Origin of the sequence: Pedobacter sp. PF22-3 (assembly GCF_026239555.1) — a bacterium.
GTDB lineage: Bacteria > Bacteroidota > Bacteroidia > Sphingobacteriales > Sphingobacteriaceae > Pedobacter.
This window is the reverse complement of sequence record NZ_JAPIVP010000014.1, coordinates 83,488-103,520: the sequence shown is the minus strand read 5'-3', so window position 1 is coordinate 103,520 and position 20,033 is coordinate 83,488. Positions and strand designations below refer to the sequence as shown.

Here is a 20,033-nt window from a genome sequence, read left to right as displayed (position 1 = left end):
TTGGTATGGCTTACATAGAATTACAAACAACAACTAATTTTAGCTTCCTGCGCGGCGGTTCACATCCGGACGAGCTGGTTAACTATGCTGCTGAATTAGGCTATACAAAAATTGCAATTACCGACCGGAATACATTTGCAGGAATTGTACGCGGTCATGACGCGGCAAAGAAAAAGGGAATACAGATTATACCGGCTTGCCGCTTAGATTTGATAGACGGGCCAAGCTTGTTGGCATATCCTACCGATAAGCCTGCTTACGCAAGATTATCGGGTTTGCTTACAATGGGAAATCTACGAGCAGAAAAAGGGGAATGCCACCTGTATAGAAAAGATGTGTTCGATTGTACCGAAGGCATAATTTATATCATTATCCCACCGGAAAAACTTGACCAGCTATTTAATTTTGAAGCCTCATTTGAAAAAGATGTTGAAGAATATAGCAGGGCGATCAAGCATCTTTATATTGCGGCAAACAGGAATTATAAGGCTAACGATAACAAGCGGCTGTTTCGCATCCAGAAACTGGCAGAACTTTACCGCGTTCCGATGGTTGCAACAAATGATGTTCATTATCATTGCGCAATGCGCCGCGAATTACAGGATGTTTTAACCTGTGTACGCGAAAAATGTACGATTGATCAGGCAGGTTTTCTACTCCACAGCAACGCAGAACGTTTTTTGAAAGAAGGCAAAGAGATGGAAAGGCTTTTTCGTCTTTATCCTGATGCAATTGCAAATACGACTGCTATAGCCGATGCCTGTAATTTTTCATTGGACGAACTGGTTCATGATTATCCCGAAGAAATAAACCAGAGCGGACGCAAACCGTTTGAAGAATTAACCTACCTGACATGGGAAGGGGTTAAAGAACGGTTTGGTGAAAACCCGCCCGAAAAGGTTGTTAAAAACATCAAGCATGAGCTAACCTTTATCGAAAAGATGGAGTACTCTAACTACTTTCTGTTTGTGTATGATATCGTAAAGGAAGCGCGAAAACGCCAAATCCTTTGCCAAGGCAGGGGTTCTGCTGCTAACTCGTCTGTGTGCTATGTGTTGGGTATTACTTCGGTAAACCCTGATGAATTTGATTTATTATTCGAGCGTTTTATCTCCAGTGCGCGGAACGAACCGCCCGACATTGATGTTGATTTCGAGCATGAACGCCGCGAAGAAATCATCCAGTATATCTACGATAAATACGGGCGCGACAGGGCGGCGATTGTTGCCACAGTTACCCAGCAGCGGCAAAAGGGGGCTATTCGCGATGTCGGTAAAGTAATGGGATTGTCGCAAGATACGATTGATAGGTTATCAGCGGCGATCTGGGAATTTACGGATGAATGGTTTGAACCACAGCGTTTAATTGAACAAGGATTAAATCCCCATGACCCCCACCTACTTAAGGTTTTAAAGCTTACCGGAGAAATGATGGGTTTTCCTCGGCAGCTTGGACAGCATACGGGCGGCTTTGTCGTTACAAATGGTAAGCTACGTGACCTTTGCCCAATTATGAATGCAAGGATGGAAGCCCGCACCAATATCGAATGGAACAAGGATGATATTGACGCACTCGGATTTTTGAAAGTGGATGTACTGGCTTTGGGAATGCTTACCTGCATACGTAAAGGGTTTGATTTGTGCAAACAGCATCACGGTAGAGAGTGGACACTTGCGAATATTCCGCAAAATGACCCAAGAGTTTTTGAAATGGCCAGCCGTGCTGATACTATTGGCGTATTCCAGATTGAAAGCCGTGCGCAGCAGTCCATGTTACCAAGACTGCGGCCTAAGTGTTTTTACGATCTGGTGATTGAGGTAGCTATCGTGAGACCAGGTCCGATACAAGGGGACATGGTTCACCCCTACCTAAGGCGCAGGAACGGCGAAGAACCCGTAACCTACCCTTCAAAAGAACTTGAAGAAATTTTGGGCAGGACTTTAGGGGTGCCGTTGTTTCAGGAACAGGCGATGAAAATTGCAATGGTTGCGGCTGGCTTTTCTCCCTCTGATGCAGATGGATTAAGGCGAAGTATGGCAACATTCAAGTTTAAGGGTTTAGTTAATGAATATGAGGAAAAGCTGATTAAAGGAATGACTGCCAAAGGTTATACTTTGGAGTTTGCCCAAAGAATCTTCAAACAACTGGAAGGCTTCGGCAGTTATGGTTTTCCTGAAAGCCACGCTGCAAGTTTCGCGTTATTGGTCTATATCTCATTGTGGATGAAATGCTATTACCCTGATGTGTTTGCAGCCGCTTTGCTCAATAGCCAGCCGATGGGGTTCTATGCCCCTGCACAGATTGTAACCGATGCGAAGAACCACCATGTCGAAGTCAGGCCAGTCGATGTAAATTATTCCGAATGGGATAGTATTCTTGAAAGCCGTACAAAGCGGTTATTTCCTTTACGGCTAGGTTTCAGAATGATCAAAGGCATTCGTGAAGAAGACGTTTTGATACTTGTTGCAAAACGTGAACGCCCCTATAAAACCATTAGTGAAATCTATACAGCTGGCGTATCGCAAGCGGCACTTGAACGCTTGGCAGATGCAGACGCGTTCCAATCTTTAGGCTTAGACCGCAGACAAGCCCTTTGGCAAGTGGCAGCGTTAGCAGATACCCCCATAGGCTTGTTTAAAGGCCATGCATCACCTTCTGAAAAAGAACAGCAGATTGAATTGCCATTTATGAGTGCCGCCGAACATGTGATACAGGATTATGCCTCAACGTCATTATCACTTAAAGCACATCCTTTAAGTTTTGCCCGCACTGAACTGAACCGCTTGCGCGTTTGTTCTTCAAAGCAGGTTTTCGGCGTAGTTGCTGGTAGTAAAGTCCGCGTGGCTGGACTTGTCCTGTCAAGACAAAGACCTGGCACTGCGGGCGGGGTTTGTTTCATCACAATTGAAGATGAAACGGGTACAGTCAATCTGGTTGTATTTGAAAAGCTTTTTGAAACCTACCGCAAGGAAATTCTGGGTGCTAAATTATTGATGGTGGAAGGTTGGGTACAACGGGAAGGGCAAGTATTGCACGTCATCGTGAAAAGCTGCCATGACTTAACGAGGCTTATAAACGAAAGTGTAAGTATGCAAAGAAACGAAATGCCGTTTCAATCGCAGAATAAGAAAACACAGGTAAGGGAGAACGCTAATACAGATGTTATTCCGAAAGCGAGGAACTTCAGATAGGATTAATTAAACATCGGTGGCGGCGACTGCCTGCCTTTGCCGGAAACTGGCTTGCGCGAGTTTTCAGTAATTCGATAACAATCTTCAGAGCATGGTTTTAGCAAGCTAAGCAATTGCTCTTTGTTTGCATTCGGGTTCATCCATAACCTTCTCTCTGCCTGATTCATAATAATCGGCATCCTGTCGTGAATTTTTGCAAAAGGATGATTGGATGGATCACAGGTGATCATCGTGAAACTTTCGGTGATCTCACCACTTACGCGATCTTGCCAAGTTGTCCATAGACCAGCTTTATAGAAAAACTCGTCTTCGCTAGGCGTAATTTTCCATTCAACTTTCTCATTACCCTGCGTTTCTCTTTCATAAAAGCCTGCATCTAGTATGAGGCATCTCGAATTCATGATTAAATTTTTAAAAGAGACTTTTTCATCTAGGGTTTCCGCCCGCGCATTAAACATTGGCTGCACAGACTTGATGTCCATGGCAGTTGAAGGGATAAGGCCCCAGCGCATAAATTGAATTTCTCGTGGCCTAGCGTGAGTGATCACTGGTGTAAGATCAGTTGGTAAAACATCATCTGCACCTTTATAGGTTTTCGACCCCTTTGGTGCAGTCATTGGCACGTTAAGCTTTTCAGACAACGCCCTAATATTCACGGATATTGCTTTTGTACACATATCCAAAGATATCATGATTTTACTAAAATAGTTAGTAATATTCGCTCTAGGAGTAGGTTAATTATGTGATATTATGTATGTGAATTAACAATGGTAAACCTAGGTTATATTTTATAGAACTAATTGAAGGCAAATATTAAGTCCAACTTTTTAACTATAGATTTCTTTTTATTTAAATTAGCTAACTATATAAACTGGACGTGGTCACTACCATCAAACGGGAATAAAAAAAGTTCATTGTACATTCTAACTCTTTTAAGTACATTTCGTAATGGTTAAAATATTTATTGACACTTGCGTTTGGTTGGATATTGCGAAAACTTCAAAAGGTGAGCAAACTTTAAACTTGCTCTTAAGTTTTATTGATGAAGAAGAAGTTAGCCTTATATTACCAGAAATTTTTTTTTCTGAATTTGAGCGAAATAAAGATCGGGTAATAGCGGATGCAGGAAAAAGCTTATCCAGTCAATTCAAAAAAGTCAAAGAAATGGTGTCTAGGCATGGTAGCGACAGCATAAAAACTGACCTCTTATCGCATTTAGATGATATTGATAAAAAAATACCAACGATGAGCGGAGCTGCTTTCAACACGATAGCTCGAATTGAGCAATTGGCTAGGCATGCCGAAGTGATTACTGTAACTGACGAAATAAAACTTAGAGCTACACAACGTGCTATTGAGAAAAAAGCTCCGTTTCACCTTTCAAAAAATAGTATTGGAGATGCTATAATAATTGAATGCTATAATGATTATAAAGCCAGAAATTCACCACAAGAATTCGGTTTAATTTTTGTCACCCATAATGTTAGCGATTTTAGCCTCAAAAATGGAAATCAAAAACAACCCCATGAAGATTTAATTGATATATTTGATAGTCCGAACTCGCAATATTTTATCAGTTTGCCTGAAGCTCTAAATTCGATCAATCCAAATTTGGTTGAAGAAATACAGTATGAGAATGATTGGGATTTTGGATTTCGAAATCTATCGGAGGTGCTGTATGCTCAAAATGAACTTGAACAGAAAGTCTGGTACAATAGGCATAAGAACCGAGAGTATTTAATCAAAAAAGGCAAAATTAAATTGATAAATCGCGAAGATTTCAAAATAGCTAGCAGTCAGCTGACAATAATTAAAGATATTTGGGAAGGAGCACTTGCATCCGCAAAGAAAGTGGAAGAGCAGTATGGTGTAGAAAACCTAACGCTTACTGACTTCGAATGGGGTATGATAAATGGAAAACTTTCAGCGCTGCGTTGGGTACTCGGTGACGAGTGGGATAATCTCGATACCTAACTTCGATTTCTGATTTGCAAATTATTTAGACGAAAGTTGCATTCGTTGCAATAATAAGAATAACTAATACTTTATAATAATGAATGATGAAAATTTGGAAAGATTGTATGCGAGGATACTCGTAATGTTCGAAAATGGTAGCGAAATTTGTTATGCCTATAATAGACAATCCTTGGAATTATTAGGGTTGAATAAGTTTAGTGATGGATCTTTACTTATAGAGGTCGGCCAAACGATCACGTATAATAACGAACAATTCGAAATCAAGAAAGTAAACTTTAAATTATATAAAGAGCTTTACGAGATGGATAGTAGATACGGTATAAACATTTATGGTATCACTGATCCGACAGATTATAACTGTCAAATCGGTGTTTTTGTAGTGCGTAAATAGAGATCGACAAGCAAATGAATTTTGATAACTTAAATTTTGAAGAACTCGACAACTTAGCTGTACAATACCTAGTTTTCGACACGAAGGAATTAGCCTATATATTAAAGGGGCATCTTTATGTTGAGCGTATCTTGGAAGCGTTAATTCGTAAAAAGATTTCGAAATTTGATAATCTTGCAAAACATCAGCTATCATTTAATTTCAAAGTCGATCTCGCAGTTTGTTTAGATGTTTTACCCGAAAAACTTATGGGTCCAATAAAAGCCTTAAATAAAATTCGAAATAAGTATGCACATGATAGCAGTTATCAAGTCAACATAGGTGAATTGAACGCCTTGAAATTCGAGTGGGAACCAATTCAATATAAGGCGTTTAACGAGGCCTCGAACAAGGGCGTAGAAGATGCAGTAATGATTGCAACACTGTTTCTTTGTTGGAAATGCATTCACCTAATTACTAGTTACGAGAATAAATCATATGGCGCTAATTAGACCCCGTTTGAATGATTATCATAGTCTACCTTTCACACAAGCTGAAGTAGATTTTGCCATACCCTTTTTGGATGAGGATATACCATTATATCTAGACCCTTTCTTGCTCTGGAAAATTACCTCTCAGCAAGATAATGCATTACATACCTCTTTGGTTAATTCATTTAATCAGTTAGGTCGCATGTTTGTATCAGGTAAGGAAGTTGAAGCAAAAAACATATTAATTGAATTATCTGAATGCGAAGAAGTAGGTTTTGGAAGCTCAAAAACTCGACAAGGAAAAAAGATAGGGAAAAATTTAGCGGACGATATACTGTCGCTTTATAAAAATATACCTCAAATAAATAAACAGGGGTTTCAGCACTTTGAAGAAATACAATTGCTAGTTGACAATATATCAAAGGATCGCATTAGCGACATTGCTTGTTGTCTCGTTAAATCTTTTTTGATTGATTTTACTTTAGATCAATGTGATAAGCATAAAATACCATATCATAAAGTAAATATCCCTCTATATAACTATAAAAAGAGTAAGGTTGATAATGAAGATACCTTTTTGCCAATAAATCCATTAAATTCAAAACCTATATTGTTAGTTCCTAAAAGATGGTTGAGATTTTCTCCATGGATTAACTATGATGATTATTTCAGCGATTATTACATTAAGGATATTGAGAAAGAATATGACGGTAAGTTAAAACGAGTAGGAATTTTAAATTTTAATCGTAACAATTATAATTTAGTTGAGAGTTATATAAATCAAAAAGAGGCATTTTCTAATGATTGTACAAATGATCCACTATTTTCGCAGATACCCGTATTATCATCAAATAGGAAATTAAAAACTGTTTTAGAACTTCCAACAGGAAAGACAAACAATGCGGATATAAAATATGAGGATAATATGGTGCAATTATTATCGTCAATGTTATATCCACATTTAGATTTCGCTAAAGAACAAAGTCGCACCGTATCAGGTTCCCAAATACGTGATATCATATTTTATAACAATCGCTCTTACGATTTCTTGGCAGACATTTACGATAATTATCAGTCAAGACAGTTGGTGATTGAGCTTAAAAATGTAGCAAGTATAGAAAGGGAACACATTAATCAACTTAATAGATATCTAAGTGAAGAATTTGGTAAATTTGGTATCTTGTTTACTAGAAATAAACCCAGTAAAGCACTTTATCAAAATACTATTGATTTATGGGCCGGCCAGCGCCGTTGTATTTTGATATTAGATGATGAAGATTTGAAACTGATGTGTGGAGTATATGATAGTAAACAACGCCACCCAATTGAAATTATAAAGAAAAAATATATAGAATTTACAAGAAGCTGCCCAGCTTAAGGAGGAACCATGACACGCGAAGAAATTGATACATTTGAAAAAACAAGAGCGCAGTTAGAAAGTCTGCATGTAGAAATAGGAGCTTTATCAAAAAAGGCACAAAACGAAGCGATTAATAAATTTAAATTAAAGTTTATCAATCAGACGATAGCAACAGCCAATACTATATTAGAGGATAAGTACAAGCCGTTTGGAGACTTTGATCAATTCGAAGAAGACGATGTTCCCAGTAATAGCGACGTTACTATGCTATTAGGGCAATATTTAAACTGCCTAGAAAAATTAAGAGATGATAGCATTGTGCAAAATCATGGTTATTGGTATTGGCGTATTGACGGAGAAATTTCTACTGTAAGAACTAAAGCGCCAAATAGGTTAAGCAAATGATGAAAAACAATAAGAAACAAATATCTGAAGCCGATATCGAAGAGTTCGATATGTTGCAGCCGATGCTCAAATCGGTTTACGTTGAAATTAGCGAGCTTTCAAAAAAAAAGCAGGACGGCTCGTTAAATTCTGCCAAAGTAAAAATTATAAATAGGCTATTGGTTAAAGTTCAAAATGTTTTGAGAAATGAGCCGATGATAGAGTTATTAGATTTATTAGACGATGATGCTCTTCCAAGTAATAGTGATGCAACACTTATCATTGCGCAATACACGACTGCCATGAAACATTTTAAGGATAAGTATTATGATACTGAAGACGAGGTTTGGGACTTTGATTAGGTTTAAAACTTTATCTCTAAAGTGATTAGATTATATTCCTAAATGATTTCCGTACCAATGCTAATTGATTGTTTCCCTATCTGGCTGGCTCTTCATTGTTTTGAGTTGGATTTGACATTGCAAAAATCAACTCTTCAATTGAATTTTCTTCATCCACTCATATTTCTTTTCTAAAGTTGCACCAGTTCCATATTTTGTACGATCTTTAAACGCATGACCCATCAAATCAGTCTGAATACGGTCGTTACAATCAAGGTTTGTCAATCTATCCTGAAAACTATGACGAAGCGAGTAGGCGCTATGTTCAGGTGTTTCCAGTAGATTATTTTGGCGAAGATATTTCGCAATTGCTGAATTTGTAGAATCAATATCACTCACCAACTGTGAAAAGCCTTGTGGAAATTCTTGAAATGCTTCTAATGCATATCCTGTTAACGGCATTAATCTTTCACGGTGTTTGGTTTTCAATTTATCTCTATCATGCGATTTGATTAAAAAATACGGTATTTTCCCGTCGAGAAAAATTTCGTTTGGACGAACGCCAACTATTTCATCAACACAAGCACCAGTCTCGGCAAAAATTTTCAATAGTGCCTGGTTTATATGCGACATTCCTGCAAGTTTAATCGGGTTCAATAAAACATTGATAATATGGTTTGTTGAAAACGGCGGACGTTGTTTCTTGTCATCAACGTTAAAAAGAAACTTGTTAAAAACATGGCTTACATCAAATTTTATTTTGCGGTCTTCACAAACTGTCGAAATCATCGTTTTGGTATAAACCAGAAGTTTATCGGCAGTTCCAAAGCTTATCTCCTTTGCTTTAATTCTACCCAGATACCAATCTTTAATTTTATTAGCATCATCCTTTGTAAAGCTATTTATCGTTTTATTGCCAAGTGCCAAGATTACGTTTCTCATGGCTAAATCACGAGGATTTTTCCATTTGATATATTGCTTATCTGATTTCTCCACTTCCACGCTTTTTGTCAAACCTAGAAAGATTGGGAAAATCTCGCTAAGTGCTATTTCTGGCGGCGTTTCAGTACCGAAAACAGCCTCAACCCTTTTTTCTGATAAATCATTTTCCACGAATTTCAGACGATTGAATAAATCAAGGAAGTCACCAATCGCGATTTGGTTTACATGTTGGTATTTAAAGCCGAATAAACTGGCGCGTTCCACGAGGCTTTTATATCGGTGGTGGCAATGTTTTGCTCCTGTTTCGATAAGGCTTGACCAATACTGTTCGAGTTTTTGGTTCTCCTTGCTTGCAAGCCGTTTGGCTATTTTTTTGCTGTCTGTTTTGAGGGAATAGCGAATAAGCTTACGCGGGTCATATTCCTTAACTTCGACAGGAACGCGACGATTGAAGTACCAGGTATTTTCGCGACAAATGATATTATGCAATGGACTGACTCCCAAAATGTGTAACAGTTTTGTGTTACAGTTTTGGGGGGACTATGACCGTAAGTCGGGCTGAATGATAAAAAATCTCATCTTTGCAAAGGTTTGCAACAGAGAATGGGTTCAAAATCAGGCCAAAAATGGCGGAGAGGAAGTCTTTTATCCCAAAACTGGAAAAACTGTTAGTGGTTGTTTTAACAAGAAAATATCTGTTCCAATCTACAGAAATCCAAAAAAATGTGTTACAGCTTGGATGACATTTCCACTAAACAGATTGTAGCACATTCACAACGCGATACAAGTATAATTAATGGCTAGCAAGTTGTATCGCGATTGATTTAAGGCTGTCAGTTTCCTGTGCATGTCTTAGCTCTTTATAGGTTCGCTCAAAAATTGGCAAATATTTATCTCCAAATTTCTCAACCAGTTTTGCGGCTGTTCTGCACGCGCGCTCGTGATCTTCTATTTTAAGCATGTGCGCTTCCTTTCAAAATAATGCAGGAAGCTTGTATATTGAGGAAGCATGAAAGTTTGTAAAAATTTTCGGTTTCACAAATCTTTGTATGATTGGCGACTCGCCTTGCAGAAAAAGCCGATGAAAAAGAAAAACTTTACAAAATACAAATGTATTCGCGAAACAATAAATACACCCTTAATGAGTATTTATGCTTTAATTATATTCCAAAGTCTGGATTAGCACAGATATTACAAACCTTTGTACAAAATAGTTTTCTTGCTCTCATGTAATGACATCGGGTATCAATTCGCCGTCATCAAAAGCAAGGAGAACTAATGCCAATCAAGCACAGATATAATCGGGCGGAGGCCGCTCAATACCTCGATAAAACAATCTCTGCATTAAATACAATGGCTACCCGCCAAAAAGACCTGCTGCCTTTCAGCAAGGAAGGCCGCAATACCTATTACAAAAAAAATGACCTAGACAATTATAACAACGCTAAAAATTGTGATCCTGCATAACCAGGCAGGATCACAATTTTTTACACTCTCTTAAAATCTATTCTTACTGTGAGGCTCAATGAACATTGAAGAAGCCAAAGCTATTCCTATGGCTGAATTTCTCGAAAAACTAGGTTACATCCCAGAAAAAAACTATCCAAACAAAGCACTATACAAGTCACCTTTCAGAATTGAAAAAACTGCCAGCTTCTGGCTCTGCAGAGTTAAAAATGCTTGGTATGACCACGGCATAGAGAAAGGCGGTGGCATTCTACAATTCGCGATAGGTTATCTGAAATCACAAAATGTAGATCATTCCGCTGGTGATGCGTTACGCTTTATAAATCTCATCTGGAAGAACGCTACAATTACGCCATTTGTCGCTGAAATACAGCCGGACGAACAGGAAAAGTACAAATTAAAAATAGAGATAGTTTCTACGCTGAAACATTCGGCGCTATTGAACTATCTTCTTGATCGTTGCATTCCAAAGGAATTTGCTAAAAAATATTTTAAAGAAGTTCAGGTTCGAAATACCAACACAGGTAAGTTTTTTAAGGCAATAGGCTTAAAGAATGAAGCTGGTGGATATGAAATTAGAAACAAGCTTTTGAAAGCGAGTGTTGGGGAAAAAGATATTTCATTCATCCGGGGAAGTGATGAGAACAGAACTAAAATACATGTCTTTGAGGGCATGATGGATTTTATTTCTATACTTGTTTTCAGTGATACAACACAATTTGAAGATGATGTTATTATCCTAAATTCTTTATCTCGCCTCAAAAAAGCTATTCCCTATATCACCAACTACACTTACCAAGAAGTACACTCCTGGTTTGATAATGACAACTCAGGGGCGAGGCACCGTGAAATACTTAATGACTTCATCGCAGATAACAGGCCGTTAAAGCATATTTCGCACCATAAAGAATATGAGGGTCACAAAGACCCGAACGATAAGCTTGTCAGCGAAAAGAAGACTGCAATTAAAAAACCAGGAGCAGAGTAATGCAAAACTTCAGAAATGCGAAAATCCAAGAAATCAGCTTAAAATACAAACGAACTCGACCAGATAGAGATATTCAAGTGATCACGGCAGATGATGCTTATGATGTTTTAAAATCAGTTTGGGATGAAAACAGGATTGATTTACTGGAGGAGTTCAAAATCATCCTGCTTGACGTTAAAAGTTGTGTACTTGGCGTTTCCAGTATTTCAACAGGAGGCATCTCAACCTGTATCGTTGACCCTAAAATTGTGTTTGCGACAGCATTAAAAGCAAATTCCAGCAGTATAATTCTGGCCCACAACCATCCTTCAGGAGATCTCAATCCAAGTGAGGATGATATTAAAACTACTAAAAAACTTGTGGAAGGAGGTAAAATGCTAACCATGCCAGTATTTGACCACATAATATTGACCTCATCCGGATTTTTCTCAATGGCCGAAAACCTGCTAATACCTCGATGATGAAGGCGGAAGGAATATAGGGCAATATTACTGGTTAGATAATCCTTTTCTTTTGATTGTTAAAGGAGTCTCAGCGTCCTGAAAGAATTAATGTTTATTCCAGTCATTAACTTGTTCACTCTCATCTCCAAATATTATTTCCCCCGCCAAAAATGGCTTCCTCGCGAAGCAAAATAACAGTTGGTTCGTTCACTAGAACGAAGTTTTTGCCATTCCTGTAACATTAACTCAATCAGAAAGGTACAAAATGAAACTCTTTACCAAACCACAATTGAAAAAGCTTCTTGAAAACAGTCAGGATATAAATCCAGATAAGGATCACCCACCAGTCGTAAAACTATTCATGACCGGAACAAACTGTACATGGTTGCTATCCGAACTTGATCCCGAAACACAAGATATCGCATTCGGATTATGTGACCTAGGCATGGGATTTCCAGAGCTTGGCTATGTCAGCCTATCAGAAATAAAAGCTGCTGAAGGTGCATTTCGTTTTCTAGAGCGCGATCAACACTTTGATGCAGATTTTCCGATGAGTGCTTATGCAAGAGCTGCGCGTTACTGCGAGCATATCGTAACCGAAGCAGGGATTGTGAAAAAATTCCTTCCACAATAATTTATTAAGTAGCCCTGGCTTATAGCTAGGGCTACTTAATTTTGTTTCTTCCTGTAATATATAATCTTAATCGATTGATTTTGATAATATTAAATTTATAATATCTTTACATTTGATTTTAATGTTAAATAACACTCTCATATTTTGTTGACCGAAGAAGAAAAAATCAAAAGTGCAGAAAAATATTTAGACCTGTTTGATCTGGGTGACAACCAATATATTATTGGAATTTATCAAAAAGGGGTGACTATCCATGACCAACAAATTAGGGCATTAAATATTTTCTATTGTTTACACTTACTAGGAAAAATTAAAAAAGGCACAAGAATCGGAATCATCGGCGGAGGTTTTGCAGGTCTGACATTTGCCGCTGCTGCTCTGAATAGTAAAGTATATGTTTCTCTTTTCGAAAAACATGGTGTACTTCTTCCACTTCAATCTGGTTGCAATCGGGTAATACATCCAAATATTTATAATTTCCCAAGTAAAGGTTCTACTGATCCTAAAACTGATCTCCCAGTCCTTAACTGGAAGTGGGGCAAAGCTGAAGATGTTTCTACGAAGGTTAAGAAACAGTTTTCAGATATTTCAAAGCTTTTTAGCGATAGGAAAGAAAAGATTGGAAAATACTATCGAGAAATTCTAAACGCAGGAAAAATCACTAGTATAACCTTCGATGATATAAACGGATATATTATTTCTGACGATAAGAGTAATGTCGTAAATTGTGATATGATCATTTATGCTATTGGTTTTGGTGTAGAAAAATCTACAGAATATGAGAAAACCGATAGTTACTGGTTGTGTACAAAATTGACTCAAGAAAATATTGGAGATGAAGAATTTCTGATCTCTGGATTAGGAGATGGTGCTTTCATGGATGTTATCACATCCCAAGTTCGGGATTTTGACTATGACAAACTTATAGATATAATAAATTCTGATGCCAAATCCGAAACTTTGATAACCCTACTTAACGATATCCGCCAGGAATATTTCAAAGAGTTGTTAGAACATTCCAATTCAGGTACAGCAATAGATCCTTCATATATTTATAACGAATTTGAGAAAATTAACAAAAGATATTACCAACACATTTTAGACAAGCTTGAGTTTAAAAATTTTAAGGTAGTTTTGCACGGTAAAGTTGCCTTTGAGCAAATTTTCAAGGTTGGGAAAGTCTCTTTATTGAACTCATTTCTTTTATACATTCTTGTTAAAAAAAGAACTGGTAGTAAGCAAGCGATTGGATATAAGCACGGAAAGTTCAAATATGATAAGGATAAACGCACTTTTAAAATAATTGGAGATAAAGAAAATCATTCAAGTCATACAAAATATTTCCGCTACGGAACCAATAAAGAGGAACTTTTGACTTTGGTAGATGGCCTGGATGAAAGAGTGAAAAAAGCTGGGATAAAAGAGAAACAAGAAAAAAGTATTCACGATGGCAACGTCCAAAAACTCTGGGAAAATGATGGAGAAGACTACGAGGTTATTTTTAAAAGTGCCTGGTACGATGATATTCCCAAGATTTCAGGGAATGCATTGCAGTGCTTAGAAACCTATACACGTCTTCTTGCAACTACTTTAAAGCAAACAGTCCCAGAGAAGACGAATTTTCGATTGACCATGCATAAGATATACGAAGATGCTGGCATACTATATTATCAGCAAATAACTCCTTACTACGGCTCCGAACTCGCAAGACGACACGGTGGTTATGGACGTATATTCGGATGGGATGTCGGAAGTGTTGGCTATTCAATTCTTAAATCTGAGCCTTTGTTGATTCTAAGAAAGAACAACGATGAAAAGTATGAAGAAATTTTGGCAGATTTAAATTTGGATGCCAGAACCGAGGATTTGCTTAAAAGCAAAAAGAAATCATTTTTTACATTTCCTATACTGGGGCGTGTTGAAAAAGATACTAAAGGTAATAAGACGACAACACAAAAGCATACAAACTTTGTTTTATATCTAGATTCGGAGGATGAAGATTTTTTTTCTCATGAAAAGGTTTTTGAGGTAATTTTAGGTGCAACTATCTCTTTTGTCGAAGCCTTTGAAAGTTTGATAAAGAAACGTCAGATTACAGTGGATAAAACGCTAAATCCGTATACAGTTCTTAATTCTGAAGATAAGAAATCATTCAAGAATATTGGGGAGGGCAATCTCTTTGGAGATAATTTTAAGCCTTATGAAACGTTTAAAACAATGTTGAAAGAAAAGGATAAGATGTTAGTTTTCAATGAATACTATTCACTATCTTATGACAAAAATTGACAATCTATATAATTATATTTGCAACGCTTTAAAAAGGTAATACAATGGCTATGTTCATAGATGATCGAACTTCAGGAGAATTTTCAATGGCTACAAAAAAACGCCTATCTCAAGAGGAAAGACGTTTACGCAATCGTTATAAAATACAACAGGTCGAACATCCGAAAGAAATCGACTCACTTTCAGACGTATTTGTAACTTTCAAGCAGAATTGGTCTCATCCTATTATGGATTGGGTACAAGGATATAAAACGACAGTTCTAGATAGCGATAATAAGCCAATTTGTAATATCTATTTTGAGCCTAATGCCCCTCTTAGAGACGAGCATATAAAAATGCTATTCACTATCATTCTTGAAAACTTCTCTGATGCAAAATCGGTCATGATAGCCAGAAATCATGCAGGTAAAGCTATGGAGCCAGATCAGACAGAAAAAGAGACCGCATCAAAGTTTAAAAATTACGGGCAAAGTATAGGACTTCCAGTAGCAGATCAATTTGTTGTTTCTCCTCTAGGTATGTACAAGTTCAAGGAGCAGGATTATGCTACTTTAACAAACGCTGGAAAACAAAATGACAAGTTTGTAGCATTCTAGCCCATCCTTTTGATATTTACATGCAAAGTGGATAGCACTATTTACTTACTTATACTGCTTAATAAAGCAAGGTGATCTGTTGGTTGTTCATTTGATGACTTTTTTCTGATATGATTTCAAAGAATAAACTTAATGCTAGTTTATTATAGTTTGTTAATTTTGTTCACAATAAAATGCGATGATTTATTTACCTCATTATATCTTTCATCCGTAACGATAATTTCTAATGGCAACTGAAAAAAGAAATCATTATAAAGAGATTTTAAATCCACACCTGCAAACACAATGTTTTCATTTCCGATAACTACCGTTATAGATCCATCAGCGCTACTATACTCAATCCTGCCTACCGTATAGTAGGGAATGGTTGTACTGCTGCCATCCGGCCAAGTAAGCATGAAATTTCTGATCTGCCCGTTATCAGGATATATTTTGTAAGAGGGATCATCCTGTTGCCGAACATCTCTGGCAGGGTTATTTTGGCGCAATTCATCTGATTTAAGTCTAAAGCTCTGGCTCATAATTCAACTGCTTTTCTTTTTTTAATGTTTTTGTAGCTTTTGGGGTATTATCTTTTTGAATACCCAAAGCATAATTTTTCTGCTGATTATTTCGCGTTAATTCGATTGCAGATTGCTTATTTTTCGTCAGCTCTACAGCCTTAAATAGCTCTGTTTTATCATCCGTATAGATATGCACAGCATCACGCCCACGACTGGTGGAAACATAAAATTGTTTACTATCAGAAGCGATAAGGGTACTTGCAGGCATTGATACAAAGACTTCATCAACAGTATGCCCCTGCGATGAATGCGATGTTGTGCAATAGTTATAGTCTAAATGACCAAAATCTTTATCAAGCTTATATTCCACATCGCTTTTTTCGCTCCCATAAACTGCATTTCCGGATTTGCTTATTCTTTTCAGTTGCAATGATTGACCGTTATTCAGTCGTTTGCCTTGATTATCGTAGCCATTTTGTGTAACACGCATCTTATCACCCTTCGCCAGAGCTATTTCAATTGGCTGGTAAAGATTGAACCGATCTGCATTTTCCAAGGGCAGGTCAAGCTTTTGACCCTGTTTATCTTCGATGATAATTTTTCCGTTCTTTATGTCTTGAATAGAATATCGGTTTCCCCTTTTAATCTTTTGCGTATTCTGGTTGAATTGTACAACTTGCCCTTTTTGATAGTTGCGCCAGTCCAATTTTTCAGCTTGTGTAAGGTTCAGGTTTTTTAGTTTTGTAAATGCTATTTCCTGTTCTCCGATAACTTTCATTTTTTGTAGTTCGATGCGAACCTGTTCGGTGACTTTCCTAATTTGTTCGTGGGTTGGTGAGACAATTAGTGCAGACTTTCCTTTTTTAATTGCTGTCGTATAATCATTAACCAGTTGTTCGTTTGGTCTTAGCGGATCGGTTTCCTTAATTGCATCTATACGCTCTAATTTAGAAAGAGCATGTTTGACGTTCCCTTTGGCTAAATCTTCAATGGCTTGCTTATAAACCAAATTACGTTGACGATAAATTTTGTTGACCTCTGCCGCTTTAATTCCACCAACCTTGTTCAGTACCAAAAGTGCCTGACCCCTTGTAACTGCCGAATGCTGCCTGGTATCACCGCCTAACACTAATTTCGCATTATAACGTTTTGCCAATTCGAGGCAGGCCGTCATCTGTTTATTATCTGCCAGACCTGCTTCATCCATCCACAAAACACCATCATGTAAATTGCGTTGCATATTTTCATCAATTAGCAATTTTGAAACTGTTTGTGCGTCTTTGAAATCTTCACCCAAAACAATGCGCGATGCCTGGGCAGTAGGTGCCACGATAGTTACTATTGTTCCAGTTGCCTCAATATGGTTAACTACCTCTTTCATCAACGTAGATTTGCCGCTTCCGGCTGCACCTAAATAGATGCTGACCATATCCGAAGTTGTTAGAATATGTTCAGCAACCTGTAATTGTTGACCCTCCAATTTTGTTTTGGGCATTTTTTTATATAGTGGTTTCATTTTGTTTATACCTTGTCTTGCAAGGTTAACCATGCGTTGTTCTTCTTTAAGAACCTCTACAGTGGTGCAGACAAGTTGATCGTTATCTGTTACATTGATTATCCGTTTATCGTTTTCAAAAGCCTGATCAATTTCCTGAATACCTGTTGATCTATTGCCAACACCGTGCATGTATGCTTGCGCAAGCATACGTCTTTTTGGCATCACCGATGCCCGTTCAAAGCTATGGCTGATAGTTGTTTCAAGGCAATCCTTCACTGATGTTTTAGCTGGCTCTATAAAAGGCGCATAACGAACAGTGGCCTCATTGAGGGCGCTTTCATTTCCGGTATGCTCTTTAATTTGCCTTCGCCATTCTGTTTTAAGCTGTTTAAGGCTTAATCCCTTCTGCTTTGCCGTTCTAGTCCTTGCGCCTAGTTCGGATTTTTCTTTTTCGCCTGTAATACCGTGATCTAAGGCAAAATCTTCAACTTGCTGTGTCCGTTTCGACATTAAGGGGATGACACTGGGTGGCACGCCTTTAATCTCAAAGGATTTACCGTGTTTCTGTACTGCATAACCGAGATCAATCAATTCATCGCTTAATTTTTTGTAAAATATTGCCTGATAAAATGGCGCATCACGCTTTGAAAATTGCCATTGAGCAGCTTTTATTCTGCCTTCAACATCATCGTAAGTGGCATTAAAGGCAAATGCATGACAATGCAAAAATGGATCAGGTGCAGTTTTTTCATTAATCGAACGGGCGGTGAGGTGGGTAAATTCAGCCCAGATTAAGCCATTACCTTTTCTGTTTTCATCTTTGCCGCCAACCCGAACACGGGTCATGATATCAGCTTCAATAAGCTTCATCGTTTCATTAACGGATTTTTGAAATGCATCCTGTATACCTGAATTGGTATGCAGGGCATTAACAATCGAAACGCTCTTTGGCACAGAAAAGGTGATGTCATAAGCAACTGTTCGATCCGCTCTCGTGCGTTGTGTGAGCATTTCCCCTGTTACGGGCGATTTATTCTCACACAATGCAAAAAATGCTTCTTTTGTTGCAATGCCACTAATGCCTAACTTCCTGGCCAACTCACCGTGAAATTGGCCAGGAAGTTCGACATCATTTATAAAATAGTCTGAAGTTTGTAACGCCTGGCTAAAATAATTTTTAGCCTGCTCCGAGGATTTGCTTTGGGTAAATCTCAACATGTAAGTGGTTATAAGAAGGACTAATCCATCATTGTAATGTTTCTGCTTTTTACAAAACTTTGCGCGCCTAATCTTTTTCCAAATCCATGCTTTCTTTGTTGCAATCGAGATCGGCAAACTTTTCAGGATGTTTCTCACGTTGCGCACTTTTTTGTTTGGCTTTTGTACTGGCAAGCGATTGTTCGAAACTGGATTTAGTCATGCCCGATTTATCCAGAGATGAGGGCTTACCTGCTATATCCTCAAACTGCTTTTGATGCTGGATTGCCATGGCTTTATAGCGTATGCCCTCTGGAATAGCCCAGTCTTTTGAAAAATCTTTAAGCTCTTTATCAATCTGCCTTGAATAGCTTTCTGGTAAATTTTCTTTAGTCCTGAAAGCTGATATAACTTGATCATGTCTTTGCTTAATATCTGACCAAATCTTATCCCTCAAATCATTGTATGTTTGCTTATCTTGATCTTGTTTCTTGTAAAGCTGGGCTAAGTCCATAAGGCATTTCGAACTATGTAATATAATCTTGTTTTCTTTCAGGCATCTTCCCTATCCATGCTTGAAGCTGTTAGGCAACGTACGTGCGCAGTTCCTCATCATCCTGTAAAAACATTTCCTCTACCACTTTTCTGCGGTTTTCCATGCTCTTTGGACGACGGCTGGGAATGTTCAAGCCCCGTGAATTATCTTCGGATATCTCGTTCATAAACGCGTCTTCATAATCCTCTTTAATGATTATTGAATCGATGATGTCCAAAACCTTTTCATCGCCTAAATGATAATCCATGAAACGGCTTGCAGAATAACCTATACTTGCAAATAATAGCAGGAAGCCAACGCTTAGATGCAGAAAGAAAAGTATAAGGCCAATACAAAAAAAGAATGCAGGCTCTATGATTGTTTCAATGGTACGGATATCAAGCTTTTTTCCGTCAAACTTAAATTCCAAAAGCCTTTTATCCAGTTTTCCGCCGTAATAGCTATGTTTTCCGAAATCAAAGGTTGAGGGATTGTGTCTTTGGTCAAGCCAGTGCATAACCGATTTGTAAACGAATGCGGCAACGAACAAATACCAGATAAAATTATCGAACTCTGCTGCTCCTGTCTGAAAAATCTGGGCAGGGGAGAGACCATAGATAGGTATTAAAATGAGTAGAATACTATAAAGTATCGGCCATCCAATATTCCAGTGCCTTATACCGAAATCCTTACGGGTAAAAGTTTCACAAATTGTTACAGGCATTCCTACGCCTATATTAAACATCGACAGAAAGATAGCCTTAATTGGATTAGTTCTTTTAATTGATGTTTTGAAAAAAAGTTGCTTTCTCATTTTTTTGAATTTTTAT

General features: G+C 37.8%; 17 protein-coding genes. 11 read left to right on the top strand and 6 right to left on the bottom strand.

Translation table 11 applies throughout. The annotated features are described in order from the left end of the window. Nucleotides 1–5 precede the first annotated feature (5 nt). Nucleotides 6–3,191 carry an error-prone DNA polymerase gene (locus OQX63_RS17320; RefSeq protein ID WP_265852077.1) on the top strand — a complete coding sequence of 1,062 codons (3,186 nt, stop codon included), beginning with the start codon at nucleotides 6–8 and terminating at the stop codon, nucleotides 3,189–3,191. A gap of 2 nt (nucleotides 3,192–3,193) precedes the next feature. Here the strand turns inward: OQX63_RS17320 and OQX63_RS17315 are convergent, their stop codons facing one another. Further along, nucleotides 3,194–3,868 carry an SOS response-associated peptidase gene (locus tag OQX63_RS17315; RefSeq protein WP_265852112.1) on the bottom strand — a complete coding sequence of 225 codons (675 nt, stop codon included), beginning with the start codon at nucleotides 3,866–3,868 and terminating at the stop codon, nucleotides 3,194–3,196. 271 nt (nucleotides 3,869–4,139) lie between these two features. Between OQX63_RS17315 and OQX63_RS17310 the strand changes: the two genes are divergently transcribed. From OQX63_RS17310 to OQX63_RS17290, 5 genes are all read left to right on the top strand, one after another. Then, on the top strand, nucleotides 4,140–5,165 hold the full coding sequence (locus OQX63_RS17310) for a PIN domain-containing protein (RefSeq protein WP_265852076.1): 1,026 nt from the start codon (nucleotides 4,140–4,142) through the stop codon (nucleotides 5,163–5,165). A gap of 408 nt (nucleotides 5,166–5,573) precedes the next feature. Next, a complete protein-coding gene (locus OQX63_RS17305) occupies nucleotides 5,574–6,050 on the top strand; it encodes a hypothetical protein (protein WP_265852075.1) in 477 nt (158 codons plus the stop codon). Continuing rightward, nucleotides 6,037–7,407, top strand: coding sequence for a hypothetical protein (locus OQX63_RS17300; RefSeq protein WP_265852074.1), 1,371 nt, complete (start codon nucleotides 6,037–6,039; stop codon nucleotides 7,405–7,407). Before OQX63_RS17305 ends, OQX63_RS17300 begins: the two co-directional genes overlap by 14 nt. Nucleotides 7,408–7,416: 9 nt before the next feature. After that, nucleotides 7,417–7,794, top strand: coding sequence for a hypothetical protein (locus tag OQX63_RS17295; RefSeq protein WP_265852073.1), 378 nt, complete (start codon nucleotides 7,417–7,419; stop codon nucleotides 7,792–7,794). Then, nucleotides 7,791–8,135, top strand: a complete 345-nt coding sequence (locus OQX63_RS17290) for a hypothetical protein (protein WP_265852072.1) — start codon at nucleotides 7,791–7,793, stop codon at nucleotides 8,133–8,135. The genes OQX63_RS17295 and OQX63_RS17290 overlap by 4 nt, the downstream gene beginning before the upstream one ends. Nucleotides 8,136–8,261: 126 nt before the next feature. On the opposite strand, the gene OQX63_RS17285 is transcribed toward OQX63_RS17290, so the two are convergent. Next, a complete protein-coding gene (locus OQX63_RS17285; protein ID WP_265852071.1) occupies nucleotides 8,262–9,560 on the bottom strand; it encodes a DUF6538 domain-containing protein in 1,299 nt (432 codons plus the stop codon). Nucleotides 9,561–10,581: 1,021 nt separating this feature from the next. Here OQX63_RS17285 and OQX63_RS17280 point away from each other — a divergent pair. The 5 genes from OQX63_RS17280 (at nucleotide 10,582) to OQX63_RS17260 (ending at nucleotide 15,470) form a co-directional block, all read left to right on the top strand. Next, nucleotides 10,582–11,511 carry a toprim domain-containing protein gene (locus OQX63_RS17280; protein WP_265852070.1) on the top strand — a complete coding sequence of 310 codons (930 nt, stop codon included), beginning with the start codon at nucleotides 10,582–10,584 and terminating at the stop codon, nucleotides 11,509–11,511. Next, nucleotides 11,511–11,972: a JAB domain-containing protein gene (locus OQX63_RS17275; RefSeq protein ID WP_265852069.1), complete on the top strand. Its 462-nt coding sequence runs from the start codon at nucleotides 11,511–11,513 to the stop codon at nucleotides 11,970–11,972. The genes OQX63_RS17280 and OQX63_RS17275 overlap by 1 nt, the downstream gene beginning before the upstream one ends. Before the next feature lie 247 nt (nucleotides 11,973–12,219). Beyond that, nucleotides 12,220–12,588, top strand: a complete 369-nt coding sequence (locus OQX63_RS17270; protein ID WP_265852068.1) for a DUF2958 domain-containing protein — start codon at nucleotides 12,220–12,222, stop codon at nucleotides 12,586–12,588. Between the two features lie 147 nt (nucleotides 12,589–12,735). Further along, nucleotides 12,736–14,874 (top strand): hypothetical protein, encoded by a 2,139-nt coding sequence (locus OQX63_RS17265; RefSeq protein WP_265852067.1) that lies wholly within the window; start codon nucleotides 12,736–12,738, stop codon nucleotides 14,872–14,874. Between the two features lie 44 nt (nucleotides 14,875–14,918). Beyond that, on the top strand, nucleotides 14,919–15,470 hold the full coding sequence (locus OQX63_RS17260) for a JAB domain-containing protein (RefSeq protein ID WP_265852066.1): 552 nt from the start codon (nucleotides 14,919–14,921) through the stop codon (nucleotides 15,468–15,470). A 143-nt stretch (nucleotides 15,471–15,613) separates the two neighbouring features. On the opposite strand, the gene OQX63_RS17255 is transcribed toward OQX63_RS17260, so the two are convergent. The 4 genes from OQX63_RS17255 to OQX63_RS17240 form a co-directional block, all read right to left on the bottom strand. Beyond that, the gene (locus tag OQX63_RS17255) at nucleotides 15,614–15,991 is read right to left on the bottom strand and encodes a hypothetical protein (RefSeq protein WP_265852065.1); all 378 of its coding nucleotides are present in this window, start codon (nucleotides 15,989–15,991) and stop codon (nucleotides 15,614–15,616) included. Beyond that, nucleotides 15,975–18,689 (bottom strand): MobF family relaxase, encoded by a 2,715-nt coding sequence (gene mobF / locus OQX63_RS17250; RefSeq protein ID WP_265852064.1) that lies wholly within the window; start codon nucleotides 18,687–18,689, stop codon nucleotides 15,975–15,977. Before mobF ends, OQX63_RS17255 begins: the two co-directional genes overlap by 17 nt. Nucleotides 18,690–18,756: 67 nt before the next feature. Continuing rightward, the gene (locus OQX63_RS17245) at nucleotides 18,757–19,125 is read right to left on the bottom strand and encodes a hypothetical protein (RefSeq protein WP_265852063.1); all 369 of its coding nucleotides are present in this window, start codon (nucleotides 19,123–19,125) and stop codon (nucleotides 18,757–18,759) included. Nucleotides 19,126–19,252: 127 nt separating this feature from the next. Beyond that, nucleotides 19,253–20,017, bottom strand: a complete 765-nt coding sequence (locus OQX63_RS17240; RefSeq protein WP_265852062.1) for a hypothetical protein — start codon at nucleotides 20,015–20,017, stop codon at nucleotides 19,253–19,255. Between the last annotated feature and the right edge of the window lie 16 nt (nucleotides 20,018–20,033).

Coding starts and splice junctions, on each gene's coding strand:
- OQX63_RS17315 (WP_265852112.1), bottom strand. CDS start 3,868: ATGTGTACAAAAGCAATATCCGTGAATATTAGGGCGTTGTCTGAAAAG.
- mobF (WP_265852064.1), bottom strand. CDS start 18,689: ATGTTGAGATTTACCCAAAGCAAATCCTCGGAGCAGGCTAAAAATTAT.
- OQX63_RS17295 (WP_265852073.1), top strand. CDS start 7,417: ATGACACGCGAAGAAATTGATACATTTGAAAAAACAAGAGCGCAGTTA.
- OQX63_RS17310 (WP_265852076.1), top strand. CDS start 4,140: ATGGTTAAAATATTTATTGACACTTGCGTTTGGTTGGATATTGCGAAA.
- OQX63_RS17300 (WP_265852074.1), top strand. CDS start 6,037: ATGGCGCTAATTAGACCCCGTTTGAATGATTATCATAGTCTACCTTTC.
- OQX63_RS17260 (WP_265852066.1), top strand. CDS start 14,919: ATGGCTATGTTCATAGATGATCGAACTTCAGGAGAATTTTCAATGGCT.
- OQX63_RS17290 (WP_265852072.1), top strand. CDS start 7,791: ATGATGAAAAACAATAAGAAACAAATATCTGAAGCCGATATCGAAGAG.
- OQX63_RS17240 (WP_265852062.1), bottom strand. CDS start 20,017: ATGAGAAAGCAACTTTTTTTCAAAACATCAATTAAAAGAACTAATCCA.
- OQX63_RS17275 (WP_265852069.1), top strand. CDS start 11,511: ATGCAAAACTTCAGAAATGCGAAAATCCAAGAAATCAGCTTAAAATAC.
- OQX63_RS17255 (WP_265852065.1), bottom strand. CDS start 15,991: ATGAGCCAGAGCTTTAGACTTAAATCAGATGAATTGCGCCAAAATAAC.
- OQX63_RS17320 (WP_265852077.1), top strand. CDS start 6: ATGGCTTACATAGAATTACAAACAACAACTAATTTTAGCTTCCTGCGC.
- OQX63_RS17270 (WP_265852068.1), top strand. CDS start 12,220: ATGAAACTCTTTACCAAACCACAATTGAAAAAGCTTCTTGAAAACAGT.
- OQX63_RS17280 (WP_265852070.1), top strand. CDS start 10,582: ATGAACATTGAAGAAGCCAAAGCTATTCCTATGGCTGAATTTCTCGAA.
- OQX63_RS17305 (WP_265852075.1), top strand. CDS start 5,574: ATGAATTTTGATAACTTAAATTTTGAAGAACTCGACAACTTAGCTGTA.